Below are 23917 nucleotides of genomic sequence, written 5' to 3'. Positions count from 1 at the left end.
GTCAGGACGGGTTTCGTTCCGCTCCGGATGCGTCCCGCTCGGCCCCGGGGCAGGCTGAGGGCAATGGACCGCCGGCCCGTGGAGGTGACCTCGTGAAGCCTCACGACGAGCCACACGGATGGGGTGCGCTGCAACCACCGCCCGGCTACTACGCGGCGGACGGGCGGCCCCCCGATGCGACACAGCGCAGCCTGATCCTCGACTGGGCGGTCAATCAGCGGATCGCCACCGGCTGGCGGGTGGAGTCCCGGGCCGACACACAGGTCGTGATGGTCAGGGGGCAGCCGCTCAACCACGTGCTGCACGCCCTCCTGATGGTGTTCAGCTGCTTCCTGTGGGGGGCCGTGTGGTTGGTGCTCGCTGTGAGGAACAAGGTCGAGCGGGTCGCGCTCACCGTCGACGCGCAGGGGCACATCGTCTCCGTGAACGGTCCGTCATAGTGTGAGTGCCCGGTCAGGGACCGGGCACCCCGGCCTTCGGACCCACGGCACCGGTCGGCTCCACCGGGTCACGCCGGCGCACTGACCGGCCGCCCTCGTAGGCGCAGAATGCGGCCAGCACGGCCAGCGCGCCGTACACCGGCCAGTCGCCCAGCCGCACATAGAGGGTGCTGCCACTGGCAAGCGGTACGTCGAAGACGGCAGCCCCGCTCGTATGCGTGCCCAGCGGCGTGCCGACGCGCCGGCCCTGCGGGTCGTACGCCGTGCTGATGCCGGTGAGCGTGGCATGCACCATCGGGCGGCCGTTCTCGGCGGCCCGCAGCGCGCCGAGCGAGGCGTGCTGCTCCGGCGCCCAGGTGTGCTGGAACGAAGAGGTCGACGACTGGGCGATCAGCAGCTGTGCCCCGTCTCGGGTCAGCCGCCTGCTCATGTCGGGGAACGCCGACTCGAAGCAGACCAGCGGCCCGATCCGCAGAGTGTGCTCCGGGGCGCGGACCTCGGCGGGGGACCCGGTGGACCCGCCCGTGCGAGGCGGCACGGGAACGGACATCACCACCTGCCGGGTGCCGCGCAGCCGGTCCTCGCCCGCCGCTTTGCCCACCGAGGTCACCCAGCCGAGCACCGAACGGGCCGGGATGTACTCACCGAACGGCACCAGACGCATCTTGTCGTAGCGGTCCCCGGTCGGGCCGTCCGGTCCCACCAGCACCGCGCTCTTGAATATCCCCGTCCGACCCGATGTGCCGGTGTGCCGGGCATCCTCGTTCACCAGCACATCCGCGCCGACCTCGCGCGAGAGTTTCGCGAGCCGCGCGGCCAGGTCCGGCCGCCGGGACAGATCCTGGCCGACACTGCTCTCGCCCCACACCACCAGATCGACGTCGCGGCCCGCCAACGTGCGGGTCAGCTGCTCGCTGCGCGCGAAGCGGAGCGCAACGCTGTTCGGGCCCGCGACGACCCCCGGTTGCACGACGGCGATCCGGGCCACGCCCGACTGCTCCGGCTGCGGCGCCCACGTCCATATCGCGCCCACGGCCAGCGCGCCCACCACGATGGCGACCGCCGCGGCCGTCCGTGCGCCGGGCGTCAGGAACAGCAGGGTGACCGCTGTGTTCACCGCCACCACCATAAGACTCACCAGCCACACGGCGCCGACCGATGCCACCCGGAGCGCAGCGGGCACCTGCCACTGGCTCGCACCGAGGAGTCCCCAGGGACCGCCGAGACCCTCCCAGGAGCGGGCCAGCTCGATGATCAGCCAGCCGGAAGGCACCACGAGCACGGCGGCCGTGGCCGTCGCGACGGACGGGGCGCCGCCGAGCATCCTGGACACCAGCAGGCCCCAGGGCGCCCACAGCAGACCGAGCAGCGCCGCGAGAACGACGATGAACACATGCAGGCTCGGCATCAGCCATTGGTGCACGGCGAGCAGGTAGCCCGTCCCGCCGAGCCAGCCGTCGAGCGCCGCCCGGCGCGCGGTACCGGCCGAGCGGATCAGCAGCAGCCAGGGCACCAGCGCGACGTAGGCGAACCACCACAGCGACGGGGCCGGGAAGGCGAGCGCGGGCAGTGCCCCGGCGAGCAGGGCTCCACCGCCGCGCCACCAGGGTGACCGGAGCATCCGCTCCCGCTGCTCACGCCGGCCGACCGGAATCCGCATACCGCACCTCCTCGACCTGACCGGTGAGCAGTGGTGCCCTTCTCCTTACCCAGTGTGGGGGGAGCGGAACGGGTGCGGCCAGGCCGGGTGCGGGCCTGAGCGGCTCAGCTCGGTGCGAGGGAGCCGGAGAGGCTGCGCCACTTCTCGTGGACGGTCACGGTACGGATCCGCCAGCCGACGTCCGTACGCAACAGCCCGAAGGTGTACCGGCCGCCGGAGGCGAAGTTCGGCGCGGTGGCGTCAGGGGCTGCGACGCCGCCGCCGTCCCGCGAACTCTCCAGCCGCATGGGGTTCAGGTAGTCGGCCCGCACATCGGCGCGGTCACCGGGGTAGCCGCCCAGGTCCTGGAGGTCGAGCCGGCGGTTGACGATCAGGTGCTGGCGTACGGGGAAGAGCCGCATCGTCTCCGCGAGCCATTCCGCGACCTCGGCGGCGGGCCCCTCGACACCGCCTGCGGTGCGGTAGTCGGCGCGGCCGTCCGGGGTGAACAGGTCCCGGTAGTCCTGCCAGGAGCCGTCGTCCACCGCCACCGCATAGCCGGTGATCACTGCGTCGATGGACAGCTGGTCCATCACGGTCGCGAGAGCCACGCGCTGCGTCATCCGGCCAGTGTGTGCCCGCCGACCGCAGACGCCAAGGGCTGTGCACGCGCGGCGCCATGTCCGACCATGATTCGCCGCCCGGAACCCCGGACCGGGAGCTCGGACGACAAGAACGCCACGGCCGGAACCCGCACCGCCCGTGCCCGTCTCAGCAGGGGACCACGGCCACCGGCCCGAGTGCATGAGTGAGCGTTGTCTGCGCCACCGGGGACAGCCCGAATCCGAGCTCCTCGCCGCCCTTGCGCCGCCCGATCACCGTGAGGGCGGCGGTCGCCGACGCCGTGACCAGGGTGTGGGACGCGGATCCGTGGACCGGCTCCTGCACAACTTCGACCTGGGGATACTTCTCCGTCCGCCCGGCGGTGAGCTCCGCGAGGGTCCGCTCGGCCGCGCCTGCCGCCGCATCCCGGTCGAAGACGGGGCCGCCGGAGAGCATCGACGAGAACATCGTCCAGCCGTGCACGATCCGCAGGCGCGCTCCGGGCCGGGTCATGGCGGCCTCGAACGCGAAGTCCAGCACCGCCTCACTGCTTTCGTCGGCGGCCACCCCCGCGACAATGTCCGAGAATGTCTCCGCCGCCTCCGCCTCCTCTTCGTCCGCCCGGCCGGTGTGAACGACGACGACGGGACACCTCGCCATCGAGGCGGTCGTCAGACTGTTCGAGCCGATCAGCAGTGACCGGAAACCGCCCAGCCCGCGCGAGCCCAGTACGAGCAACGACGCGTGCTCGCTCAGTGCGATCAGCGCCGCCGCCGGGAAGTCCATCGGAGCGAGGGTCGACGTGTGCAGGGTCGGAGCGACCTGCGCCACCCGGCCCACGGACTCCGCGAGCAGTTCCTCGGCCTCGCGCCGCTGCGCCTCCTGGCTGGTACGCCGATTGAGCGGCCTGACATGCACGATCGTCAGCGGAAGCCCTCGCCGGACGGCGTCGCGCGCGGCCCACTCGAGCGCCTCGTAGCTGCGCCACGAACCGTCGACGGCGGCGATCACGGGAAGCTCGGCGGTGGTCATGGAGTCCTCCAGGGTCCAGCGGTACACGTCCCAGGCTGGTACGTGTACGGGGCATTTGGCATGGACTTCCGGCCGTGTCCGCCCTGTATTACCCCGGTCGTGTTCCGTACGCTACGGCCGGTCGGCGTCCGGCGCAGGAGCAGCCGAAGCGTGAACGGCGAAGCGGTGCGAAGCGCTGAAGCGCGTCGCGGAAGGGCACGAGCAGACAGGTTTCCGGTCTCTCCGGACTGTCGGCTTCGGGACTTCTGCGACGCGCTTCAGTTGAGGGTGATCCGGCAACGGCCGCCCTCATGGTGGAGCGGCGGGCGTATCAGCTGCCGGCGATGTACGCCGTGAGCGTGCCGAGATTCTCGATGAAGTCGGACGTGGTGATGCCCAGTGGACTGGCTTGCGACGTATAGGGGGATTCCAGTGGCGGCTTGAGCGGGTCGTAGGGCGAGGTGTCGTAGATGTCGCCCACATTGCGGCTCATATAGGCCTTGCCGTCGTACGGCGTCGCGGGTGCCGGACCCCGGTAGGGGTTGGTGATCGAACCGATCGGCGTCAGCCAGTGATCGCGGCCGCCGAGTCCCTCGACGACGGCATCGGCCTGCGCCCGGGTCACGGTCGGCAGCGACAGATCGGCGTCCCGGAACAGGTCGTCGAGACTGAGGTCGCTCACCGAGAAGTAGTCCGGCAGTTCACGCCTGCCGCGGGCGGAGAGGGGCGAGCGGGCCTTGAGGTCGGCCACCTCGGACCGGCTCATCCCCATGAGCTCCTCGTACGTCGCGCGCAGCGCGGCGGTGTCGACCTTGCGGCCGCCGCCGTAGTGGCTCGGGGTGTCCCGGTGGTCGTAGTCGTTGTAATAGGCGCCGTTGCGGATGTTGGAGCCGAAGCGGTGTACGAAGCGGGCGCGGTTGGTGCCCAGTTCGACGAAGGTCGGGTGTGTGTTGGAGGCCAGCAGCGGGTTCTCAGCCTTCTGCTGGTCCGTCAGCCGGCAGCTCTCCAACCAGGCTATGGCTTCCGGGACGCGGCGCAGGAACTCATGGTCACCGGTGAGCCGGAAGTAGGCGAAGAGCTGCGACACGTTGGTCTGAGTGGTGTGGGTGACCAGTGCCCGCGGCTCGTAGGACCGGGCGCCGGCGGGGGCGCCGGCCGGTCGGCCGCCTGTTGCGTGGGCGAGGTGCTGGAGCCCCCAGCCGGCCTGCGGTCCCGGCTGCTGCATGCGGTGGAGACAGCCCATGGCCCGCCTGACATTGGGGATCAGGTCCCGGCGTCCGAGGGCGGTGATGCACATCAGCAGGAACTTGATGTTCTCGCCGAGCACGTTGTCGTTGAAGGTCACATGTCCGGTGTAGTCGCCGTCCTCCATACCGTGCCGGATGTCGGACGGCAGCCACGACGGCAGCTCGTCCGGCCAGGGCGTCTGCTTGGCGGAGCCGGAGAAGGCCGGGAAACGCTGTGGCCAGCCGCCGTCGGCGATACCGCCGCGGTACTGCGCCGCGACGATGAAACGGATCGCCCGGTCCAGGGAGGCCTCGAACCTGGGGTGGGGCCGCTCCAGTTGGAGCCGGAGGATCAGCTGAGCGGCGGTCGAGGTCGCCGCGTCGTCGAACGTGGCGTTGCCGTAGAAGTGCTGGAACTCCTCCAGGCGCCACCCGTTGGCACCGATGGTCCCGTACCACTTCCGCAGCGAACCCTGGCCCGCCGTGTCGTGGATGTAGTTCCAGCCGCCGCACGCCAGTTGGGCGTCGACAAGGGCCAGCCCGGTGCGCTTGGCCGCCCGGTAGCAGGCCTCCGATCCGGTGGCGTGGTAGGCGTCGAGCAGGCTGTGGCCGACGGATGGCGTGCCGGGTGGCTGGATCCAGCACATGGTGCGCCGGGCTTCCATCTCGCCCCAAGTGGTCGAGAGGTCCGGCAGGTAGCTCCAGACGTAGCCGCCGCCGTAGGAGACGTGCTCGTCCATGAACGTGGTGACGCGGTCAACCGCCGCAGCGATCTCGCCGCGCGTCCGTGCGGAGGCGGGATCGGGTGCGGTACGGGGCGTGGTTCCGGCGGCCGAGGCGCGCCCGGCCGATCCGATCACAAGTGCCGCTGCCGGTGCGACAGCGAGGCGGGAGAAGGTGCGACGGCTCACTGACAAGTGCATCGAACGACTGCCTCCACTCTGGTGGCGAAACGCGAACGAAGGGCCGCGGGGAGGCGGTCCTGGGCATGACGCAGCGTGATCCGAGGATCTTGCTCTCCATGCGAAAGGAGTTCTAGCACCATGTGATGGCGGAGCCAAGAGGTCATACACAACAACAGCGTTCATGTACGTGGAACTCCGAAGGAGCTAATCGGTCATATGTGACCCATGGGTTCGGCTATCTGGACACCAAGAGTCGAGTTGAGCCTCCGAGTGGAGCCCGCCGGTCGTCACGCAGAGATAGGCGCAGCCCCTTGAGAGACTCGGCGGCCACGGCTTAAGGTCATCCGGCGAGGGGTGTTCGCGGTACTCCGGAGGGCGTACGGCGACTGCCTCCGGACGTACGACGACGGCCGCACACCCATCGAGGGATGCTCCGGACATGGAGAACCAGCCCACGGCATCCACCAGGACGGAACCGGTCCGCAGCAGCACGCCCGACTCACCGTCGATCGCGCCCACAGGGCGGAAGCCGAGCCCGGTGGAGCGCCTGTGTTACGCGACCGGCGCGGCGCTCGTCGTCTCCGGGCTGCTGCATCTGATCGTCTTCGCCGTCGACGGCGGCACCTGGGACGGCCCGGTCTCCTGGCGCAAGCCCGTCACTTTCGGGCTCTCCTTCGGACTGACGCTCATCGCGATCTGCTGGGTGGCCTCGTACGTACGCCTACGCGCCCGCACCCGTACCGTGCTGCTCGCGGTGTTCGCCGCCGACTGCGTGCTGGAGGTCGCCGGCATCACGCTCCAGGCCTGGCGCGGCGTACCGTCCCACTTCAACATGGAGACCCCCTTCGACGCGGCGGTCTCGATGTCGCTGGCCGCCGGCGGGACAGTGCTGGTCGTCATTCTGACCGCACTGGCGGTGGCCTCGTTCGTCCGGCGTCCCGAAGGGCCGACCGGGATGGTGCTCGCGCTGCGGGCAGGTTTCGCGATCCTTGTCGTCGGGCTGCTGGCAGGCGCTGCGATGATCGCCCGCGGCGTCTATCTGACGCGCACCGGGCACCAGTTGGCCGGCTACGCCTCCACGGCATCACTCAAACCGCTGCACGGAGTCAGCCTGCACGCGATCCTTGTGCTGCCCGTGCTGGCCAGAGTGCTGGACGGCACACCGTGGAGCGACTCCACCCGGCGCACCCTCGTCCGCGCCGCCGTGGGGTGCTACGCGGCGGCCGTCGTCGGGGCGCTGATATGGGCGGTCGTGGCGTACTGAGTCGTCGCGTACGGAGAGTCGGCCTGCGTCTTTGACCTGTGCGGTGGTCGTCCGCTGGTCCGTGGTGGTGGATTGCTGATCCGGGTCACCGAAGCGGGACGACTGCCCGTCGCGCAGGCGTGGATCGCCGCGTGAGCGAAATTCCCGTGCGGGCCGGCCGGCCGACCGGGAGACTTCCGGAATGAAAAAGATTCCCACCATGTTCGTCCGCGACTTCGCCACTCGTCCCGCGCGCGTCCTGCCGGAGGTGACGCCCGGCTGCGAGTGGGTGCTCGCCGGGGAAGGGCGCGCGACCCGTAAGTACGACGGCACGTGTGTGATGCTCGATGAAGCCGGTGATTGGTGGGCACGGCGCGAGGTGAAACCCGGCAAGGCGCTGCCGCCGAACTACGTGGTCGTCTCCACCGATGACGCAACCGGCAAGACAGTCGGCTGGGAGCCGATCGGCCAGTCGTCATTCGCGAAGTTCCACGAAGAGGCGGTCCAGAACATCGGACCCTGCGAGGGGATCACCGGGACCTTCGAACTGGTCGGCCCGAAGATCAACGGAAACCCGGAGCGCAGCGACCTCCATCGCCTTGTCGAGCACGCCCGCGCGCTGGACGTCGCCGTGCCTGAGCTGACCTTCGAGGGCATCCGGAGCGCCGCGCTGGCCCTGGCGACGGCCGACGGGTGCGAGGGCATGGTCTGGCACCACCCCGACGGGCGGATGGCGAAGATCAAGGCGCGTGACTTCACCCCGGACCGGTCATGAAGGCGGTGCTGACCCGCCCCACTCCAGGCGTCGGCAGTCAGCCCGCCTCGCTCTCCGAAGTGATGGCGAGAGCCGAGCCTCGTCGAACGCCGTGACGGTGTACAACAGCGGGGCAGGGGCGGGCCCAACTTCACGATGCGCCAACTTCTGTCCGTCGGACCGTGCTTCGACATCGACGGCCGACGGTGGCAGGTCCAATGCGTCACCTTGAGATCGAGAACTCCGGGGACTCGAGCTCCGTCATGTGCGATGTCGTCCAGGTCGTCCGCTGACGCGACAGCGCACCCTGCCCGGTGACTGGTGAGCCGCTGAGCACGTGCGCCGAAGGGGGATACGGGCCTGGCCGGCCGCCCGGCGGTGACGGCAGGGACGGTACGGACGGGCGGGGCGGCAGGCCCGGTGCTGAGGGCCGGACGTGTCCTGGTGGATACTCCCTGCAGGCCCCGCCGGATGTTCCGGACGCCCTGGTGTGCCGCCGGAGTGTGCAGAGGCACCGTCGCCGGACACCAGCCGCAGCCTTCTCGGGCTCGGCGCCCTCACAACGACCGCTATGCACAGGAGACTTGATGGCTGACGCTTCACCGCGCCGCGCGGACGACAGCGCCGAGGACATAAACGCGTTGGTTGCCCTCGACCTTGTCGAGCCGCCGCGGCCGCAGTACGCGGGCCTGTTCGTCGCGCCCCCCGACCTGCCGGCGGCCGACACCGACTGACGCGGTCCCCTCCCGCTTAGGCGTCACCGGTCACGAGGAGATGGATTCGTCCTCGCCGTCCCGTATGAACAGGAAGCGGTCACCTCCGCCGATGAGGCTGCGGACCGGTCAGACCTCGCCCATCCTTCACAGGTGCAGGTGGCAGGGCTCTGGCCGGCAGGCCAGGTCGCCGCGTCTCGCACGAGGCGACCTGGCTGAACCACCGTTCCAGGTGGCTCGCCCCGCCCTGATCGGGCTCGAAGCCGTACTAGCCCGCCGACTCACCCGCGTGCGGGCTCAGCACACCGGCCCCCACCAGGGCGAACAGCAGCACGCCCAGCAGTACGCGGTAGATGACGAACGGCATGAAGCTCTTGGTCGTGATGAACTTCATGAACCATGCGATGACGGCGTACCCCACGCCGAAGGCGATGAACGTCGCGAAGATCGTCGGCCCCCACGACACGTGTCCCTCGCCCGCATCCTTCAGCTCGAAGACGCCCGAGGCGAGCACCGCCGGGATCGCGAGCAGGAACGAGTAGCGGGCCGCCGCCTCGCGGGTGTAGCCCATCAGCAGACCACCGCTGATCGTTGCGCCCGAGCGGGAGACACCCGGGATCAGGGCCATCGCCTGGCAGAAGCCGAAGATCAGACCGTCCTTGACGCCCAGCTCCTTGAGGGACTTCCGCTCCTTGATGGCCCGGTGCTTGCCGCCGGTCTCGTCCCGGGCTGCGAGACGGTCGGCGATGCCGAGGACGATGCCCATGACGATCAGGGTGGTGGCGATGAGCCGCAGGTCGCGGAAGGGGCCTTCGATCTGGTCCTTGAAGGTCACGCCGAGGACGCCGATCGGGATGGAGCCGACGATGACCAGCCAGCCCATCTGGGCGTCGTGGTTGCTGCGCATCGACCGGTTGGTCAGCGAGCGGAACCAGGCCGAGACGATCCGCGCGATGTCCTTGCGGAAGTAGATGAGGACGGCCGCCTCCGTGCCGATCTGGGTGATGGCGGTGAACGCCGCCCCTGGGTCGTGCCAGCCGGCGAACGCAGCGGTCAGCCGCAGGTGCGCGCTGGAGGAGATCGGCAGGAACTCGGTCAGTCCCTGAACGAGGCCCAGGACGAACGATTCGAACCAGCTCATGGGGCTTTGGCCATCCCGGAAGTCATCGTGCATCGGCCGACGGACAGCAGGGCCGTCGGCAACGTGCGGAGTGCGGTCATGTGAGGGAAGGGCCACGGCGGGCCCGATGATCGTCTGTCGTGCGCGGGAAGCGTATCGCCCTCGGGTGAACGGGGTGACGGTTGCCCCCGGCCATCGGCCGAGCCGGCGCTGTGCCCGGTCCCGTCAAGCGGGCGCACGGTCGGTCCGCCGGCACCGGCCGCCAGGTCGTTCGGCGTCGGGATGGTTGCGCCGGCGCCGCCTGCGGATCATTCCCCGCCGGAACCGTGCCTCTTGCCCTGCGCGCCGGTCATTTCGCGCCGAGACGGTGCCGCTTGCGCCAGGCCACGACGGCCGCGCCGATCCCGGTCAGCACGATGAAGCCCATCGCGGCCAGGAACGCGGGCGACGTCGGCGACGAGGCCTCGCTGCCCGCGACGACGTATGCGGCGGTGTTCGGGACGGATCCGATCCCGGTGGCCAGCAGGAACGGCGGATACCCCATCCGCGACACCGCGGCGCAGTAGTTGGCGGCTGCGAACGGCACGCCAGGGAAGAGCCGCAGGGCCAGCATCGAACGGAAGCCGTGCCGGCTCAGCTGCCCATCCGCCGCCTTCAGCCAGCGCCCGCGCAGCAGCGTGCGGAGCGCGTCCTGCCCCAGCACCCTGCCCAGGCCGAACGAGATGCCCGCGCCCAGCACCGTGCCCGCCAGCGCGGCGGCCAGACCGGCCTGCGAACCGAAGAGTGCCCCCGCGGCCAGATTGAGCAGCGGCCGCGGTACGAACGCCACGGTGCACACCCCGTACGCGACGCCGAACAGCGCAACCGCAGCGCCGCCGCTGCTCAACCGGGCCGGCCAGCCGGTGGCCAGCAACCGCTGCGGTTCGAGGAGCAGCATCGTCGCCGCGGCGGCCAGCAGCAACACCACGAGCAGCGAGAACCGGGACCAGGGCGAGCGCAGCGCCCTCGAACAGCACACGGCCAGGCCGGTGGCGGACCGGGCGTCGGGGAGGGGGTCGAGCATTCGGGGAGACTAACCGACACCCTTGTGTGATCGCCGTAATGTGCCCCGTACGGGCCGCCCCGCCGGCAGTACGGGACTGCGTCGGCGGTGCCCGGGACCGGCTCCCACCGCTGTGGGTGCGCGGACATGAAGCAACTCCGAAGCCTGTCGGCGGGGGGATGAACTCCCGTACCGGGGCTGCCGGAACGCCCGGAGAGAAAACCATTCGACGGGTCCGCGGCCGTCGGCCATGATCGGACCCATGTTCCGGTACGCCTTCCTCGCAGCGCAGTCCGCAGTCGCGGGCGCGCCGAAGGCTGCCGTCGTTCCCGCTTTCGATGTTGCCGCCGCGTTCGCCGCTGCCGCAGCAGCAGTTGACGCAGCAGCGTTCGCCGCTGCCGCAGTGCCCTTCGGCGGCGCCCGAAGCTGACCCTCCCCCGACAGTCCGGCGGACCCCGCAAGGGGAGGGTCGGCAGGGCCTTGGGGTCTTCTCTCCCAGCTTCGTATCCAGAAGGAATCGAGCCATGCCCAAGACGGCATACGTGCGGACCAAGCCGCACCTCAACATCGGCACCATGGGCCACGTCGACCACGGCAAGACCACCCTGACCGCGGCCATCACCAAGGTCCTCAGCGACCGTGCCGGCAGCAGCACCTCGTACGTCTCGTTCGACCGGATCGACCGGGCGCCCGAGGAGGCGCAGCGCGGCATCACCATCAACATCGCGCACGTCGAGTACGAGACCGACACCCGCCACTACGCGCATGTCGACATGCCCGGGCATGCCGACTACGTCAAGAACATGGTCACCGGCGCCGCGCAGCTCGACGGGGCGATCCTCGTCGTGTCCGCGGTCGACGGGATCATGCCGCAGACCGCCGAGCACGTCCTGCTCGCCCGTCAGGTCGGCGTCGACCACATCGTCGTCGCTCTCAACAAGGCCGACGCGGGCGACCCCGAGCTGACCGACCTGGTCGAGCTGGAGGTCCGCGAGCTGCTCTCCGCGCACGGCTACGGCGGCGACGGCGTCCCCGTCGTCCGGGTGTCGGGTCTGAAGGCGTTGTCGGGCGACCCGCGCTGGACCGCGTCCATCGAGGCGCTGCTGGACGCCGTCGACACATACGTACCGATGCCGGTGCGCTACACCGACGCGCCGTTCCTGCTGCCCGTGGAGAACGTCCTGACCATCACCGGCCGGGGCACGGTAGTCACCGGGGCCGTCGAGCGCGGCACCGTCCGTGTCGGCGACCGGGTGTCCGTGCTCGGGGCGGACATCGAGACGGTCGTCACCGGTCTGGAGACCTTCGGGAAGCCGATGGAGTCCGCGCAGGCCGGCGACAACGTGGCGCTGCTCGTGCGCGGGGTGGAGCGTGACCGGGTCCGCCGCGGCCATGTGGTGGCGGCGCCCGGCAGCGTGACGCCCAGCCGTCGCTTCACCGCGCAGGTGTACATCCTGTCGGCGCGGGAAGGCGGTCGGACCACACCGGTGGCCACCGGCTACCGGCCGCAGTTCTACATCCGCACTGCGGACGTGGTCGGCGACATCGACCTCGGCGCAGCGGCAGTGGCTCGCCCCGGCGACACGGTCACCATGACCGTCGAGCTGGGCCGTGACACACCGCTGGAGTCCGGCCTCGGCTTCGCGATCCGGGAGGGCGGCCGCACGGTCGGCGCGGGCACCGTGACCGCCCTGCTCTGATCCGTACCCGGCCACGCAACGGACCTGTCCCCCGCGCCCCAGGGAGGCGGGTCCGTTGCCATGCGCAAGACTGACGGCATGGCAGACATTGCACTGGTGCTCGGAGCCGGCGGCGTCACCGGAAGCGCCTGGGAGACCGGGATCCTGTACGGACTCGCCGAGGCGGGTGTGGACCTGTCCACCGCCGACCTCATCATCGGCAGCTCAGCCGGGGCCGTCGTCGGCGCCCAGCTCGCCTCCGGACTGCTCGGCCTCCAGGAACTGTACGCCCGCCAGCTCGCCGATCCGCAGGGCGAGACCGGCGGCAGGCTCGGCACGGCCACCCTCATGCGCTACGCCCGGGCCGTGCTGACCGCGGGCACCCCCGAGGCGTACGGGCAGAAGCTGGCCCGAATGGCGCGGGAGGCCCGGACCGGAACCACCGCGGCCGATCGGCGGGCTCTGATCGCGAGCCGGCTCCTGACGCCCGAGTGGCCCGAGCGGCAGCTGCGCATCACCGCCGTCCACGCGGCCACGGGGGAACTCCACACGTTCGACAGGGACAGCGGTGTCCCGCTCGCGGACGCCGTCACCGCCAGCTGCGCCGTTCCCGCGGTCTGGCCGGTTGCCACCGTCGACGGCCAGGACTGGATCGACGGCGGGATCTACTCCCCGGCCAACGCCCATCTCGCGGCCGGATGCGAGCGCGTCGTCGTCATCGCACCGACGGCCAGTGGCAACAAGGTGATCGCCTCGCCCCGGTCCCAGGCCACCGACCTCGAAGCGAGGGGCACCCGGGTCGCCGTCATCACCCCGGACGCGGCCGCCAGGAAGGCATTCGGCCGCAACCCTCTCGACCCGAGCCGCCGGGCGGCCGCCGCGCGAGCCGGGCTCGCCCAGTCCGCGACGCACACCGAGAAGGTCGCCGCGGTTCTGAACGGCTGAACCCACACCCCACAATGGAAGGGTGAACGAGCCGATACCTGTGATCCGGGACGTGGATCAGGGCACCGCCAGACTGCTTCCCGATGTGGACCGGGACCGGGCCTGGCTGCTCACCGTCGACGGCGCACCCCAGTCGTACGTCGACCTCGACGACCCGGCCCATGTGGAGTTCGAGTACGCGCGACGGCTCGCCCATGTCCTGGACTGCGTCGGGGAGCCGGACGCGCCCGTCGACGTACTCCATCTCGGCGGCGGTGCGCTCACCCTGCCCCGCTATGTCGCCGCGACCCGGCCGGGCTCCCGGCAGATCGTCGCCGAGGCCGACCGCGGCCTCCTCGACCTGGTCACCGAGCAGCTGCCGGTCCCCGACGGCAGCGGGGTCACCGTGCGCGCCACGGACGCCCGCAGTCTGCTGGAGGAGACACCGGCCGGATCCGTGGACGTGCTGATCGCGGATGTCTTCGGCGGCTCACGTGTGCCCGCGCACCTCACCTCCGTCGAGTACGCGAGGGCGGCCGGGCGGACGCTGCGGGACGACGGCGTCTATGCCGCCAATCTCGCCGACAGCTCGCCCTTCGGCTTCCTCCGGTCGCAGCTCGCCAACTTCGCGGCCGTCTTCGACGAGCTCGCTGTGATCGCCGAACCGGCGGTGCTGCGCGGCCGGCGCTTCGGGAATGTCGTCCTGGTCGCTTCCCGCAGCCCCTTCGACATCGCGACCCTGGCCCGTCGCTGCGCGGCCGACGCCTTTCCGGCCCGGGTCGAGCACGGCGCCGCGCTGGACCGGCTCATCGGCGCGGCCAGGCCGGTCGGGGACGCCGACGCAGTGCCGTCACCCGAGCCGCCCGACGGCGCCTTCAGCATCGGCTGACGATGCCTTCCCGGCCGTGGCGGACCGCTCCGCCACCGAAGGCGCCGTGGCGGCCGACAGACGGGTGAGGTTGCGTACGTCGGGTACGAACAGCACGGCTCCCGTGACCAGCACGATCAGCACCGCGCAGCCCCAGAGCGCCTGACCTCGTCCGACCAGGTCCGCCACCGGACCGGCGACCGCGGTGGCCAGCGGCAGCATCGCCACCGATCCGAACCAGTCGTACGCCGAGACACGCGACAGCTTCTCCTCCGGGATCTCCTGGTGCATGGCCGTCATCCAGGAGACCCCGAACACCTCGATGGCGACGCCGCTGACGAACATCACCGCGCTGAGTCCGGCCACCGGCAGCGGTACCGCAAGCGCCGCCGACGGCAGGGCAAGCGGGAAGACACAGAGCGTCCCGGCGAGCAGCAGCCGCCGGGGCTTCCAGCGCATCATCAGCAGCGCCCCGCACAGCGTGCCGACCCCGAATGCGGCGAGTGCGAGACCCCAGGGGCGGGCGCCGCCGAGTTCGTCCCTGGCGACCAGCGGCCCGTACACCGACTCGGCCGCCCCGACCACCGCCACCACCACCGAGAACTGCGCCACGATGGACCACAGCCAGGGGCGGCCGATGAACTCCTGCCAGCCTTCGCGCAGGTCCGAGAGCAGCCCGCCGCCCGGTGCGCGCGACGGGATGTGAGCGACATCGAGGAAGGCGCGCAGCGCCCCTGCCACCGCGAACGCCGCCGCGTCGACGGCCAGGACCCAGCCCGGGTTCATCGCCGCGATCATGGCGCCACCGAGCGCCGCACCACCGATGGCGGCGCCGTGCATCGACATCCGGAAGAGAGCGAAGGCGCGGCCGGCCTGCTCGCCGCTGACGCTGGACATCAGCATGCCCTCGGCCGCCGGGTTGAAGAACGCCTGCCCGGTGCCGCACGCCGCGGTGAGCACCATCATCTGCCACAGCTTCGGATCGCCGGCCAGCGCCAGCCAGGCGAAGGCGGCCTGCGAGACGCAGTTGAGGGCGTTCGCCGCGACCATCACGCGGTGGCGCGGCAGCCGGTCGGCGATGGCGCCGCCGATGAGCAGGAACACGACCAGGGGCGCGGTACGGGCAGCGGCGACCAGGCCGACGTCGCCGCCGTCACCCCCCGACTCCAGAACGGCGAACGCCGCCGCGATCAACGCGCCATGGGTTCCCAGGCCCGTGATGATCGCGGCGGCGGTCAGCAGGCTGTAGTTGCGTCCGGCCCAGGCAGGGCGGCGTATGCGGGACGGGGGAGCGGAAGCAGGAGTCACCAAGGGACTATCCCTGTCCGGAGCCCGACCTGCCAAATGCACTGCCCGGGCGGTACGCGGAGCGGAGCGGATCAGGAGCCGGTCAGACGTGCATCAGGACTTGGTGACGTCCGTGAGCCGCAAGGTGCTGAGGATCTTCTGGATCGTGGTGTCCGGAAGTTCGCCCTCCACGTCCGCTCCGGCGTAGAGGATCCACGAGGAGTACTCACCGTTCTTGTTCTTGAAGGAGAACGCGATCGACTTGCCGTCGCTGTCGCACTTCTTCTTCTTGGTGACGCCGGGCGCGGTGGCCGTGACGACACTGCCGGTGACACCGGACGTGGTGGTGTACGGCTTGGGCTTGCCGATCTTGATAGTGCCCTTCGGCATGTGCTGCGCATAGGCGGCCCACACCCAGTTCGCGGCCTCGTTCGTTGCCGCCTCGTCGGTGCTCTTCGCACCCTGGGCGCCCTTGGTGCCGACACCGGCCAGGCTCATGTCCTCCTTGGTGCCGTCCTTGTCGGCGTCGTCGACGCACCACTTGCTCTTGTAGTACGCCGGCGCGGAGAAGCCGACCGCGGGCGACCCGTCGCCCTTCTTGTCGTCCTCGAAGAAGGAGAATATTCCGGGTGCGGCGACCTCCCAGTCACCGGGCACGTCGAACTGGGTGCCCCACTTGGGGTTGGTGACGACCTTCCAGCCGGCGATGAGGGGCTTGGCGTCCCCGTCGGTGCCACGCGGGTTCGCCTCGGGCGAGGACGCGCCGTCGGACGGCTTCGGGGAGGACGACGACTTCCCGTCATCGGCGACGTCCCTGCCGCCCTTGTCGTCGTTCTTGTTCATCACCACGACACCGGTGACCACGGCGGCCACGACCACGGCGGTGGCCGCGACGATCGCGACGACGGTCGTCGACTTCTTCTTGTTGTCGCCCGGCTGCGGCGCACCGGGCGGACCGGGAACCGCGTACTGCGGCACGGTCGGCTGCTGGTACGGGTTCGGCTGCGGATATCCCGGCTGCCCCTGCGGGGGGTACCCCGGCTGCCCCTGCTGCGGGTAGCCCGGCTGCTGTCCGGGCTGGCCCTGCTGTTGATATTCCGGCTGCTGATAGGGATTCGGCTGCTGGTACCCCGGCTGCTGGTACGGGTTCTGACTCTGGTCCTGCGGGTTCTGCTCGCCCCCGGGCGGCTGCTGTCCTGGCCACATGGCGAGTAACGATAGAGGGGCGGCCGCCGGTCGGCTACGGCCACCCCCGTGAGGGAACGGTCAAGGCGGCCGCCACGTGGGCGTCTTGAGGGGGGCGGGGATGGTCAAACGGTTCTACTCGTGAGTAACATTCGGCGCATGAGCGCTGAACAGATGACAGTCGGAGACATGCTCGTCGCCACCGTTCCGATGGCCAGGACCCTCAATCTGGAGTTCCTCGAGACGACCGCGGAGCGTGCGGTCGTCCGTATGCCCGACCAGGCGGACTATCACAACCACGTCGGCGGACCGCATGCCGGAGCGATGTTCACGCTCGCCGAGTCGGCGAGCGGCGCGATCGTCATCGCCGCCTTCGGCGACCAGATGTCCCGCGCCGTACCGCTCGCCGTGAAGGCGGAGATCGGCTACAAGAAGCTGGCGATGGGTGTCGTCACCGCGACCGCGACCCTGGGTCGGCCGGTGGCGGACGTCGTCGCCGAACTCGACGAGGGCAAGCGTCCCGAATTCCCGGTCACCATCGAGATCCAGCGCGCGGACGGCGCGGTGACCGGGGAGATGACCGTCGTCTGGACACTCCGCCCGAACGCCTGAGGACCGCACCGCCCGACCTGGGCCGTCCCACCCCTGAGAAGGGCGCGGGGCGGCCCTTCACGCTGTCCGGGCGGCTGTCGCGGCAGGTAGGCTGCCTGTGCGCCGAGGAGTTGTCCGGCGGGCGACAGCACATCAGCACGGGAGGAACCGGCGTTGCACATCCAGGAGTGGCTGGAGACAGTCCCGGCGGTCAGCGTGTACGTCCTGGTGGGAGTCGTCATCGGTCTGGAGAGTCTGGGCATTCCGCTGCCCGGTGAGATCGTCCTCGTCAGCGCGGCGCTGCTGGCCGCCGGCCACAGCGGCATCAACCCGGTGATCCTCGGCGCCTGCGCCTCCGCCGGAGCGATCATCGGGGACTCGATCGGGTACGCCATCGGGCGCAGGGGCGGCCGGCCGCTGCTCGTCCGGCTCGGCGGCAAGTTCCCCAAACACTTCGGTGCGGACCAGATCGCCATGGCGGAGCGGTCGTTCCAGAAGTGGGGCATGTGGGCCGTGTTCTTCGGCCGCTTCGTCGCACTGCTGCGCATCTTCGCCGGACCGCTGGCCGGCGTCCTGCGGATGCCGTACTGGAAGTTCCTGATCGCCAATGTGCTCGGCGGCATCGTCTGGGCGGGCGGCACCACGGCCGTCATCTACTCGGTGGGGGTCGTCGCCGAGGCCTGGCTGAAGCGTTTCTCCTGGCTCGGACTGGTGGTTGCGCTGCTGATCGGGCTGACCTCGATGCTGGTTCTCAAGAGCCGCGCCAAGAAGGCGGCGGCGCAGTCCGGGGAGCGCATCGCAGCCGAGGCGGAAACGGTGCCGGTGGCGGACTGAGTCGCCGGCCCGCTGCTCGGGCCGACGGCTCTTACGGCGCTCAGCCCTGGTGCGCCTGGCGGTGCGCCTTGGCCAGCTCGACGTAGCCCACCGCGTTGAACTTGATGCCTTCGAGCTCCTCCTCGGTCAGCTCGCGCTTGACCTTGGCCGGCACGCCCGCGACGAGTGAACCGGGCGGCACCCGCATCCCCTGCGGGACCAGTGCCTGAGCGGCGATCAGCGACCCGGCGCCGATGTGCGCCCCGTTGAGAACCGTGGCCCCCATGCCGACCAGGACGTCGTCCTCGACGGTGCAGCCGTGCAGTACGGCGTTGTGACCGACCGAGACGCGCTCGCCGACCGTGACGGGGAACCCGGGGTCGGCATGGACGCTGCAGTTGTCCTGGATGTTGCTGTCGGCACCGATGGTGATGGGAGCGCAGTCGGCCCGCAGCACCGCCTGGTACCAGGCGCTGGCGCCCGCGGCCATGGTGACCTCGCCGATCACGACGGACGTCGGTGCGGTGAAGGCCGCCACGTCGATGTCCGGTTCGTGGCCACCCATGCCCGTGATCAACGCCTGCTCTGCCATCGCCCGTTCCTCCGTGCTCCGGTTCGTTCGGCCGCGTGGTCCGGCCGCCGTTGTTCGATCGCCCTTGTTCGATCGAGCCAGGGGAACGGTATGCGACGGCCGTAGCCCTGCCGCGGAGTGGGGTGAACATCACAGGACGCCGCGGTGATCGTTCCGGCCGTGCCGACTACCGTGAGCGAGTGCCGAAGAACAGCAACACGTTCTCATCCATCACCGCCTGGCGGCGCCGTGTCCTGTCCCGCGCCGTCCACCGCGGATGGCGTGCGATCCAGGAAGCGGGCGCGATCACCGTCCAGCACCCGGGTGGGCTCCGCTTCGGCCGCATCGGCGAGGGGACCCGGCTGGCCTTCCCCCAGGGCACCGTCTTCGGTGAGCCCTGGATCGAGCTCGGCGGCCACTGCATCATCGGCGAGCAGGTCACGCTGACCGCCGGACTGATGCCGGACCTGGACCTCGGCTCCGCGCCGATCCTGACCCTGGGGGACGGTGTGGTGCTCGGCCGCGGCAGCCATGTCGTCGCCGACACCACGGTGACCATCGGCTCGAACACGTACTGCGGGCCGTACGTCTACATCACGTCCACCAACCACAGCTACGACGATCCGCACGAGCCGGTCGGCAGACAGTGGCCACGCATGGAGCCGGTCGCCATCGGACCGGGCTGCTGGATCGGCACGGGCGCGGTGATCCTTCCGGGGGCCCGGCTCGGCCGCAACGTGGTGGTCGCGGCAGGCGCGGTGGTACGCGGAGAGGTGCCTGATCACGCAGTGGTGGCCGGGGCGCCGGCACGTGTCGTACGCAGCTGGGACCCGGTGAACGGCTGGCAGCCGCCCCTGCGTACGCCCGCTCCGGTGCCGATCCCCGCCGACGTCACGCCCGAACAGCTGCTGGCCGTCGCGGAACTCGAGGAAAGTCCCTAGGGCCCCTTCCTACCCGGTGGCGAGCAGTACGGTCCCCACCAGGGCCAGGCCGGCCCCCGCGGCCTGCACCCCGCGCAGCCGTTCGCCCAGGACGCCGCGGGCGGCCAGGGCCGTGACCACCGGGTAGAGCGAGGCCAGGACGGCGGCCACGGTGACCGGGCCGTGCTGCGCGGCGATCGAGTAGGTGCCGTTGGCCGCGACATCGGCGAGGCCGACGAACGCCAGGGCGGGCAGCGTGGCCAGCAGTACGGTGGCCCCGCTCTCCTCGGGCAGCGCGCGCGCCCCGCGCCGTACCGATACGTACAGCGCCGCGCCGCCGACCGCGATGTTGGTGAGGCGCTGCACGAAGAGCGCCAGGAACAGCCCGGTGACCGTCGTGGACGCCTCCGCGATCAGCGACATCACCGCCCCGAAGCCGAACGCGGCCACCAGTGTCAGCAGCACCGCCTGCCGCTGCACCGGCGCCCCGCGCAGCTCCGGTCCACCGGCCAGCACGATGCCCGCGATCGCGACACCGACCCCGGCGAACTGCAGCAGCCCGGGGCGCTCGCCGACGGCCAGTCCGACACTCACCGGCACCGCGACGCCCAGCGAGCCGAGTGGCGAGACGACTCCCATGGGGCCGAGCGCCAGCGCCTTGTAGAAACTCAGCATGGCCACCGGGCCGACCGCGCCGGCGGCCACGGCGAACCAGAGCTGACCGCCGGCCTCGCTCCAGCCGCCGGTGGCGACCACGATGATGCCCAGTACGACCGCCGCGACGGTCTGTGAGGCGACGACCACGGTGAGCGCGGGCGTACGCCGGGTGAGCAGCCCGCCGCCGAAGTCGGCCAGCCCCCACAGCAGGCTGGTGGCCAGGGCGAACAGTGCTGTCATCGGCATACCTCGCAGTACAGTGCGGTGAACGGTTCGGTGCACCACACCGTAGTGCAGTATTTTTGACTCTGTCATCCAGAATATTGGACGGAATGTGTCTGACCTCGATCAGCTCACCCAGTCGCTCGCGCGCAACCTCAAGCGCTGGCGCGGTGAACGTGGCTTCACCCTGGATGCCCTCGCCGCGCGCGCGGGGGTCAGCCGCGGCATGATCATCCAGATCGAGCAGGCGCGCACCAATCCGAGTGTCGGCACCACGGTCAAGCTCGCCGATGCCCTCGGCATCAGCATCACCACCCTGCTCGACTACGAACAGGGATCGCATGTCCGGCTGGTGCCCGAGAGCCAGGCGGTGCGCATGTGGTCCAGCGAGGGGGGCAGTTCCACCACCCTGCTCGTCGGTACGGAGGCCAGGGGCCCGATCGAACTCTGGTCCTGGCGCCTGATGCCCGGTGACGGCACCACCTCCGACCCGCACCCCGAAGGCACCGTCGAACTGCTCCACGTCACGGCGGGCGTGCTCACCCTCGAAGTCGACGGCGAGGCTTACTCCGTACCCGCGGGCACCTCCGCCACCTTCGAGGCCCACCACCCGCACGCCTACCGCAACGAAGGCCCCGAACCGGCCGAGTTCACGATGGCGGTGTCCATCCCGCCCGTACGCTGAGACGCCCGATCGGCGGCCGTACGGTCGCTGTTAGCGTGGCGCGTATGCGCGCACCCATCGGCACCTTCGAGAATGCCGCCCCCGCCGTCGACCGCATCGACCTCCTCACCCCTCCGGTCGCCGAGGCCGTGCGTGAGGGGTGGGGCGGTGTTCCCGCCGACCGGATCCTCCATGTCGACACGGACCCGGAGATCGCGGACACGGCGGTCTTCGTCGCCCACCACGGCGCCGACCTGCTCGACCGGTCGGCCAACTGCGTCGTGGTGGCCGGCAAGCGCGGCGGCGAGGTCACCCTGGCAGCCTGCGTCGTCCTCTCCCGCACGCGCGTCGATGTCAACGGGGCGGTCCGCAAGCACCTCGGCGCCCGCAAGGCGTCGTTCGCCTCCATGGACACGGCGGTCGGCGAGACGGGCATGGAGTACGGGGGAATCACCCCGATCGGACTCCCGGCCGGCTGGCCGCTGCTGCTCGATCCCGCAGTGGTGGACGAGGAGTGGGTACTGATCGGCAGCGGCAGCCGCCGGGGCAAGCTGATCGTCCCGGGGAAGGCTCTCGCGGCCCTGCCGAACGCGGTGCTCGTCGAGGGACTCGGCGTCACGGTGTGAGGCGCCGACGCTTCTGCTCGAGGTCGTCGCGGTGCCGAGGCCCGCGCAACTCGGCGGAGGCAGCGGCAAGCACCGGGAGCCGAGGAGGCGTTCGGCCTCGCTACGGCCGCGCCGCCCGGTGGGACGGAAGCCGGCGGGTCGCAAAGTCCACCGCGTCGGTGAAGCGGAAGAGCCGTGCCGTCGCCGACCCCACCGTGCCGGTGCGTACCGCAGTGCCGTCGGCCGTGCGCTCGAACTCCGCTCCGAGCACTGCGAAGTCGCTGTCGTCCAGCGCGACGTCCTCGTACTCCCACCAGTGGCGTCTGCCTCCGGTCGTCACCACGCAGCGGTAGCTGCGGCGGGGCGGATCGGGCACGCGGTACTCGCCGAGGTGGAACGCGCTGCAGGAGTCGAACCCGGTGCCCAGCAGCAGCACTTGGGCCCGTACGTCATAGAGGCAGGCCAGCGGCGAGTCCTCGCCGAGGTGGCAGTCGGGGCGGTGGTGCGCGACGAGCTTCTCGGCGAGAGGGCCCAGCGCGGCGAACGACGTCTGGGGGTGGCCGCTGCGCGCGGCCCCCGGCGTCTGTCGTACGGCCTCCGAGAGGCGGCCCATCGACGGTGCGGCCGACGTCGCCCGGTCGAAGGGCGGCATGCTCGCCCGCACGGCCTCCCGGGCCGGGGCGCCGAGGCCGCGCACCCGCTCGCGGTAGTGCGGGGACGTATCGGAGTTCTCCGGTGTGAACGACGGGACGACCAGGGTGCCGTCCGCGCCGATCGCGTCCCGGAGTGCGCCGATCACCGCCCGCACTCCGCCTCTCACCGCCCCCGTCGCGCGCATCGACGCATGCACCATGAGGACACCGTCCCGCGCCACACCGAGTTCGGACAGCTCATCGGCCAGCCGGCTTCGGCGGTGGGGAACGGTCAGGACGGCGGACGCACCGGTGACACTCACAGCGGGACATTCTCCCAGCCGTTCGGCATGTGTGACACCCCGCACATTCGGCCGAGACGCGGCACCTCGCTCATCGGTCCAGAAGGGGGATCTCGATCGCCGGGCAGTGGTCCATCACCATGTCGAGTCCGGCCGCCCGTGTGCGTTCGTACGCAGCGTCGTCGATCACGCCGAGCTGGAACCAGACCGCCTTGGCGCCGATCGTGACCGCCTCGTCCGCGACGGCCCCCGCCAGTTCGCTGTTGACGAAGACGTCCACGACATCGACCGGGAACGGAATGTCCGCCAGCGAGGCGTACCCCTCCTCGCCGTGGACCCGCTCCGCCTTGGGATGTACGGGGACGACGCGCTTGCCGAAGCGCTGGAGGACCGCGGCGACGCGGTAGGCAGCGCGCGACTCGTTGTTGGACAGTCCCACCACGGCCCAGGTGTCGCCCGTGTTCTGAAGAATCCTGCGGACCGTCTCTGCGTCCGTGACCGTGTCTGCATACATGACTCGGTCAACGGACAGGGGTCGTGGGCCATTCCCGCCCTGCGCATAGGGTGGCCGGATGCAGGAGCAGTACCGGACAGTCGCCCGAGCGGGCGTGCACGAGACCGAGATCAACCGATCGCGCTTCATCTGCGCGCTCGCCCCCGCCGCCACCGAGCAGGAGGCGCAGGACTTCGTCGCACGCATCCGCAGGGAACATCCGACCGCCACCCACAACTGCTTCGCGTACGTGATCGGCGCCGACGCCTCCGTGCAGAAGGCCAGTGACGACGGAGAGCCCGGCGGCACCGCGGGCGTCCCGATGCTGCAGATGCTGATGCGCCGCGAGATGCGGTACGTCGCCGCCGTCGTCACCCGCTACTACGGCGGTGTGAAGCTCGGGGCCGGGGGACTGATCCGGGCTTACGGAGGGGTGGTCGGCGAGGCTCTCGACGAGCTCGGCACGATCACCCGGCAGCGGTTCCGGCTCGCCACGATCACCGTCGGCCACCAGCGGGCCGGCAGGCTGGAGAACGATCTGCGCGCCACGGGACTGGCCGTGCGGGAGGTCCGGTACGCGGAGGCGGTGATCATCGAGATCGGACTGCCGGACTCCGATGTCGAGAGCTTCCGGAGCTGGCTGGCCGATGCGACCGCGGGTGAGGCGCTGCTGGAGCTGGGCGGTGAGGCGTACGGGGACGTCTGATCGCGCCTGGCGGGGTGGCGCGGCCGGGCTGCGGGACCGCCGGCAGGCGGAACGGCTGGGCATCGGACCCCAGCTCGATCTCATTCGCTGAACATGTCGGAG

26 protein-coding genes are annotated in these 23917 nt (G+C 70.6%); 14 read left to right on the top strand and 12 right to left on the bottom strand.

Annotated elements, in window-relative coordinates:
* The first annotated feature begins 92 nt into the window (after positions 1–92).
* Entirely contained in the window at positions 93–440 is a 348-nt protein-coding gene (locus ACIA8E_RS22200; protein ID WP_399300864.1) for a hypothetical protein, read from the top strand.
* A 13-nt stretch (positions 441–453) separates the two neighbouring features.
* Here ACIA8E_RS22200 and lnt read toward each other — a convergent pair whose 3' ends face one another.
* The 4 genes from lnt to ACIA8E_RS22180 all read right to left on the bottom strand — a co-directional run bounded on the left by lnt (position 454) and on the right by ACIA8E_RS22180 (position 5830).
* Positions 454–2100 (bottom strand): apolipoprotein N-acyltransferase, encoded by a 1647-nt coding sequence (gene lnt, locus ACIA8E_RS22195; protein WP_399300862.1) that lies wholly within the window; start codon positions 2098–2100, stop codon positions 454–456.
* A 104-nt stretch (positions 2101–2204) separates the two neighbouring features.
* Positions 2205–2702, bottom strand: coding sequence for a nuclear transport factor 2 family protein (locus tag ACIA8E_RS22190; protein ID WP_399300860.1), 498 nt, complete (start codon positions 2700–2702; stop codon positions 2205–2207).
* Positions 2703–2850: 148 nt separating this feature from the next.
* Positions 2851–3714, bottom strand: coding sequence for a universal stress protein (locus ACIA8E_RS22185; protein ID WP_399300858.1), 864 nt, complete (start codon positions 3712–3714; stop codon positions 2851–2853).
* Positions 3715–4024: 310 nt separating this feature from the next.
* Positions 4025–5830, bottom strand: coding sequence for a pectate lyase (locus tag ACIA8E_RS22180; protein WP_399300856.1), 1806 nt, complete (start codon positions 5828–5830; stop codon positions 4025–4027).
* A gap of 433 nt (positions 5831–6263) precedes the next feature.
* On the opposite strand from ACIA8E_RS22180, the gene ACIA8E_RS22175 reads away from it, so the two are divergent.
* The 3 genes from ACIA8E_RS22175 to ACIA8E_RS22165 all read left to right on the top strand — a co-directional run bounded on the left by ACIA8E_RS22175 (position 6264) and on the right by ACIA8E_RS22165 (position 8555).
* Positions 6264–7088, top strand: a complete 825-nt coding sequence (locus ACIA8E_RS22175) for a hypothetical protein (RefSeq protein ID WP_399300854.1) — start codon at positions 6264–6266, stop codon at positions 7086–7088.
* Between the two features lie 181 nt (positions 7089–7269).
* Complete coding sequence (locus ACIA8E_RS22170) at positions 7270–7842, top strand: hypothetical protein (RefSeq protein ID WP_399300852.1); 573 nt, start codon at positions 7270–7272, stop codon at positions 7840–7842.
* A gap of 566 nt (positions 7843–8408) precedes the next feature.
* Positions 8409–8555, top strand: coding sequence for a hypothetical protein (locus ACIA8E_RS22165; protein ID WP_399300850.1), 147 nt, complete (start codon positions 8409–8411; stop codon positions 8553–8555).
* Positions 8556–8802: 247 nt separating this feature from the next.
* Here ACIA8E_RS22165 and ACIA8E_RS22160 read toward each other — a convergent pair whose 3' ends face one another.
* Positions 8803–9675: an undecaprenyl-diphosphate phosphatase gene (locus tag ACIA8E_RS22160; protein ID WP_313936215.1), complete on the bottom strand. Its 873-nt coding sequence runs from the start codon at positions 9673–9675 to the stop codon at positions 8803–8805.
* Between the two features lie 328 nt (positions 9676–10003).
* The gene (locus tag ACIA8E_RS22155; RefSeq protein ID WP_399300848.1) at positions 10004–10717 is read right to left on the bottom strand and encodes a TVP38/TMEM64 family protein; all 714 of its coding nucleotides are present in this window, start codon (positions 10715–10717) and stop codon (positions 10004–10006) included.
* A gap of 241 nt (positions 10718–10958) precedes the next feature.
* Between ACIA8E_RS22155 and ACIA8E_RS22150 the strand changes: the two genes are divergently transcribed.
* The 4 genes from ACIA8E_RS22150 to ACIA8E_RS22135 all read left to right on the top strand — a co-directional run bounded on the left by ACIA8E_RS22150 (position 10959) and on the right by ACIA8E_RS22135 (position 14188).
* On the top strand, positions 10959–11126 hold the full coding sequence (locus tag ACIA8E_RS22150) for a hypothetical protein (protein ID WP_399300846.1): 168 nt from the start codon (positions 10959–10961) through the stop codon (positions 11124–11126).
* A gap of 94 nt (positions 11127–11220) precedes the next feature.
* A complete protein-coding gene (gene tuf, locus ACIA8E_RS22145) occupies positions 11221–12396 on the top strand; it encodes an elongation factor Tu (RefSeq protein WP_399300844.1) in 1176 nt (391 codons plus the stop codon).
* A gap of 78 nt (positions 12397–12474) precedes the next feature.
* The gene (locus ACIA8E_RS22140; RefSeq protein WP_399300842.1) at positions 12475–13320 is read left to right on the top strand and encodes a patatin-like phospholipase family protein; all 846 of its coding nucleotides are present in this window, start codon (positions 12475–12477) and stop codon (positions 13318–13320) included.
* 22 nt (positions 13321–13342) lie between these two features.
* Positions 13343–14188: a spermidine synthase gene (locus ACIA8E_RS22135; RefSeq protein ID WP_399300841.1), complete on the top strand. Its 846-nt coding sequence runs from the start codon at positions 13343–13345 to the stop codon at positions 14186–14188.
* Here the strand turns inward: ACIA8E_RS22135 and ACIA8E_RS22130 are convergent.
* Both ACIA8E_RS22130 and ACIA8E_RS22125 read right to left on the bottom strand, forming a co-directional pair.
* Positions 14150–15475: an MFS transporter gene (locus ACIA8E_RS22130; RefSeq protein ID WP_399300839.1), complete on the bottom strand. Its 1326-nt coding sequence runs from the start codon at positions 15473–15475 to the stop codon at positions 14150–14152. The genes ACIA8E_RS22135 and ACIA8E_RS22130 overlap by 39 nt on opposite strands.
* 93 nt (positions 15476–15568) lie before the next feature.
* Positions 15569–16660 carry a hypothetical protein gene (locus ACIA8E_RS22125; protein WP_399300837.1) on the bottom strand — a complete coding sequence of 364 codons (1092 nt, stop codon included), beginning with the start codon at positions 16658–16660 and terminating at the stop codon, positions 15569–15571.
* Positions 16661–16813: 153 nt separating this feature from the next.
* On the opposite strand from ACIA8E_RS22125, the gene ACIA8E_RS22120 reads away from it, so the two are divergent.
* Together ACIA8E_RS22120 and ACIA8E_RS22115 are read left to right on the top strand one after the other, a co-directional pair.
* Positions 16814–17251, top strand: coding sequence for a DUF4442 domain-containing protein (locus tag ACIA8E_RS22120; RefSeq protein WP_030976335.1), 438 nt, complete (start codon positions 16814–16816; stop codon positions 17249–17251).
* A 153-nt stretch (positions 17252–17404) separates the two neighbouring features.
* On the top strand, positions 17405–18064 hold the full coding sequence (locus tag ACIA8E_RS22115) for a DedA family protein (protein WP_399300835.1): 660 nt from the start codon (positions 17405–17407) through the stop codon (positions 18062–18064).
* 40 nt (positions 18065–18104) lie between these two features.
* Here the strand turns inward: ACIA8E_RS22115 and ACIA8E_RS22110 are convergent, their stop codons facing one another.
* Positions 18105–18635: a gamma carbonic anhydrase family protein gene (locus ACIA8E_RS22110; protein WP_399300833.1), complete on the bottom strand. Its 531-nt coding sequence runs from the start codon at positions 18633–18635 to the stop codon at positions 18105–18107.
* A 179-nt stretch (positions 18636–18814) separates the two neighbouring features.
* Between ACIA8E_RS22110 and ACIA8E_RS22105 the strand changes: the two genes are divergently transcribed.
* On the top strand, positions 18815–19555 hold the full coding sequence (locus ACIA8E_RS22105) for an acyltransferase (RefSeq protein WP_399300831.1): 741 nt from the start codon (positions 18815–18817) through the stop codon (positions 19553–19555).
* Positions 19556–19564: 9 nt separating this feature from the next.
* Here the strand turns inward: ACIA8E_RS22105 and ACIA8E_RS22100 are convergent, their stop codons facing one another.
* Positions 19565–20431: an EamA family transporter gene (locus ACIA8E_RS22100; protein ID WP_399300829.1), complete on the bottom strand. Its 867-nt coding sequence runs from the start codon at positions 20429–20431 to the stop codon at positions 19565–19567.
* Between the two features lie 94 nt (positions 20432–20525).
* Between ACIA8E_RS22100 and ACIA8E_RS22095 the strand changes: the two genes are divergently transcribed.
* A complete protein-coding gene (locus ACIA8E_RS22095; protein WP_399300827.1) occupies positions 20526–21098 on the top strand; it encodes a helix-turn-helix domain-containing protein in 573 nt (190 codons plus the stop codon).
* A 44-nt stretch (positions 21099–21142) separates the two neighbouring features.
* Positions 21143–21703 (top strand): YbaK/EbsC family protein, encoded by a 561-nt coding sequence (locus ACIA8E_RS22090; RefSeq protein ID WP_313936204.1) that lies wholly within the window; start codon positions 21143–21145, stop codon positions 21701–21703.
* A 100-nt stretch (positions 21704–21803) separates the two neighbouring features.
* Here the strand turns inward: ACIA8E_RS22090 and ACIA8E_RS22085 are convergent, their stop codons facing one another.
* Together ACIA8E_RS22085 and ACIA8E_RS22080 are read right to left on the bottom strand one after the other, a co-directional pair.
* Complete coding sequence (locus ACIA8E_RS22085; RefSeq protein WP_399300824.1) at positions 21804–22637, bottom strand: aminoglycoside N(3)-acetyltransferase; 834 nt, start codon at positions 22635–22637, stop codon at positions 21804–21806.
* Between the two features lie 70 nt (positions 22638–22707).
* The gene (locus ACIA8E_RS22080; RefSeq protein WP_399300822.1) at positions 22708–23130 is read right to left on the bottom strand and encodes a CoA-binding protein; all 423 of its coding nucleotides are present in this window, start codon (positions 23128–23130) and stop codon (positions 22708–22710) included.
* A gap of 58 nt (positions 23131–23188) precedes the next feature.
* Here ACIA8E_RS22080 and ACIA8E_RS22075 point away from each other — a divergent pair, with 58 nt between their 5' ends.
* Complete coding sequence (locus ACIA8E_RS22075) at positions 23189–23815, top strand: YigZ family protein (RefSeq protein ID WP_399300820.1); 627 nt, start codon at positions 23189–23191, stop codon at positions 23813–23815.
* The last annotated feature ends 102 nt before the right edge of the window (positions 23816–23917 follow it).

The organism is Streptomyces sp. NPDC051664 (assembly GCF_044453545.1).
In the GTDB taxonomy this organism is placed as follows: Bacteria; Actinomycetota; Actinomycetes; order Streptomycetales; family Streptomycetaceae; genus Streptomyces.
This window is presented reverse-complemented; position numbering and strand designations above follow the sequence as displayed.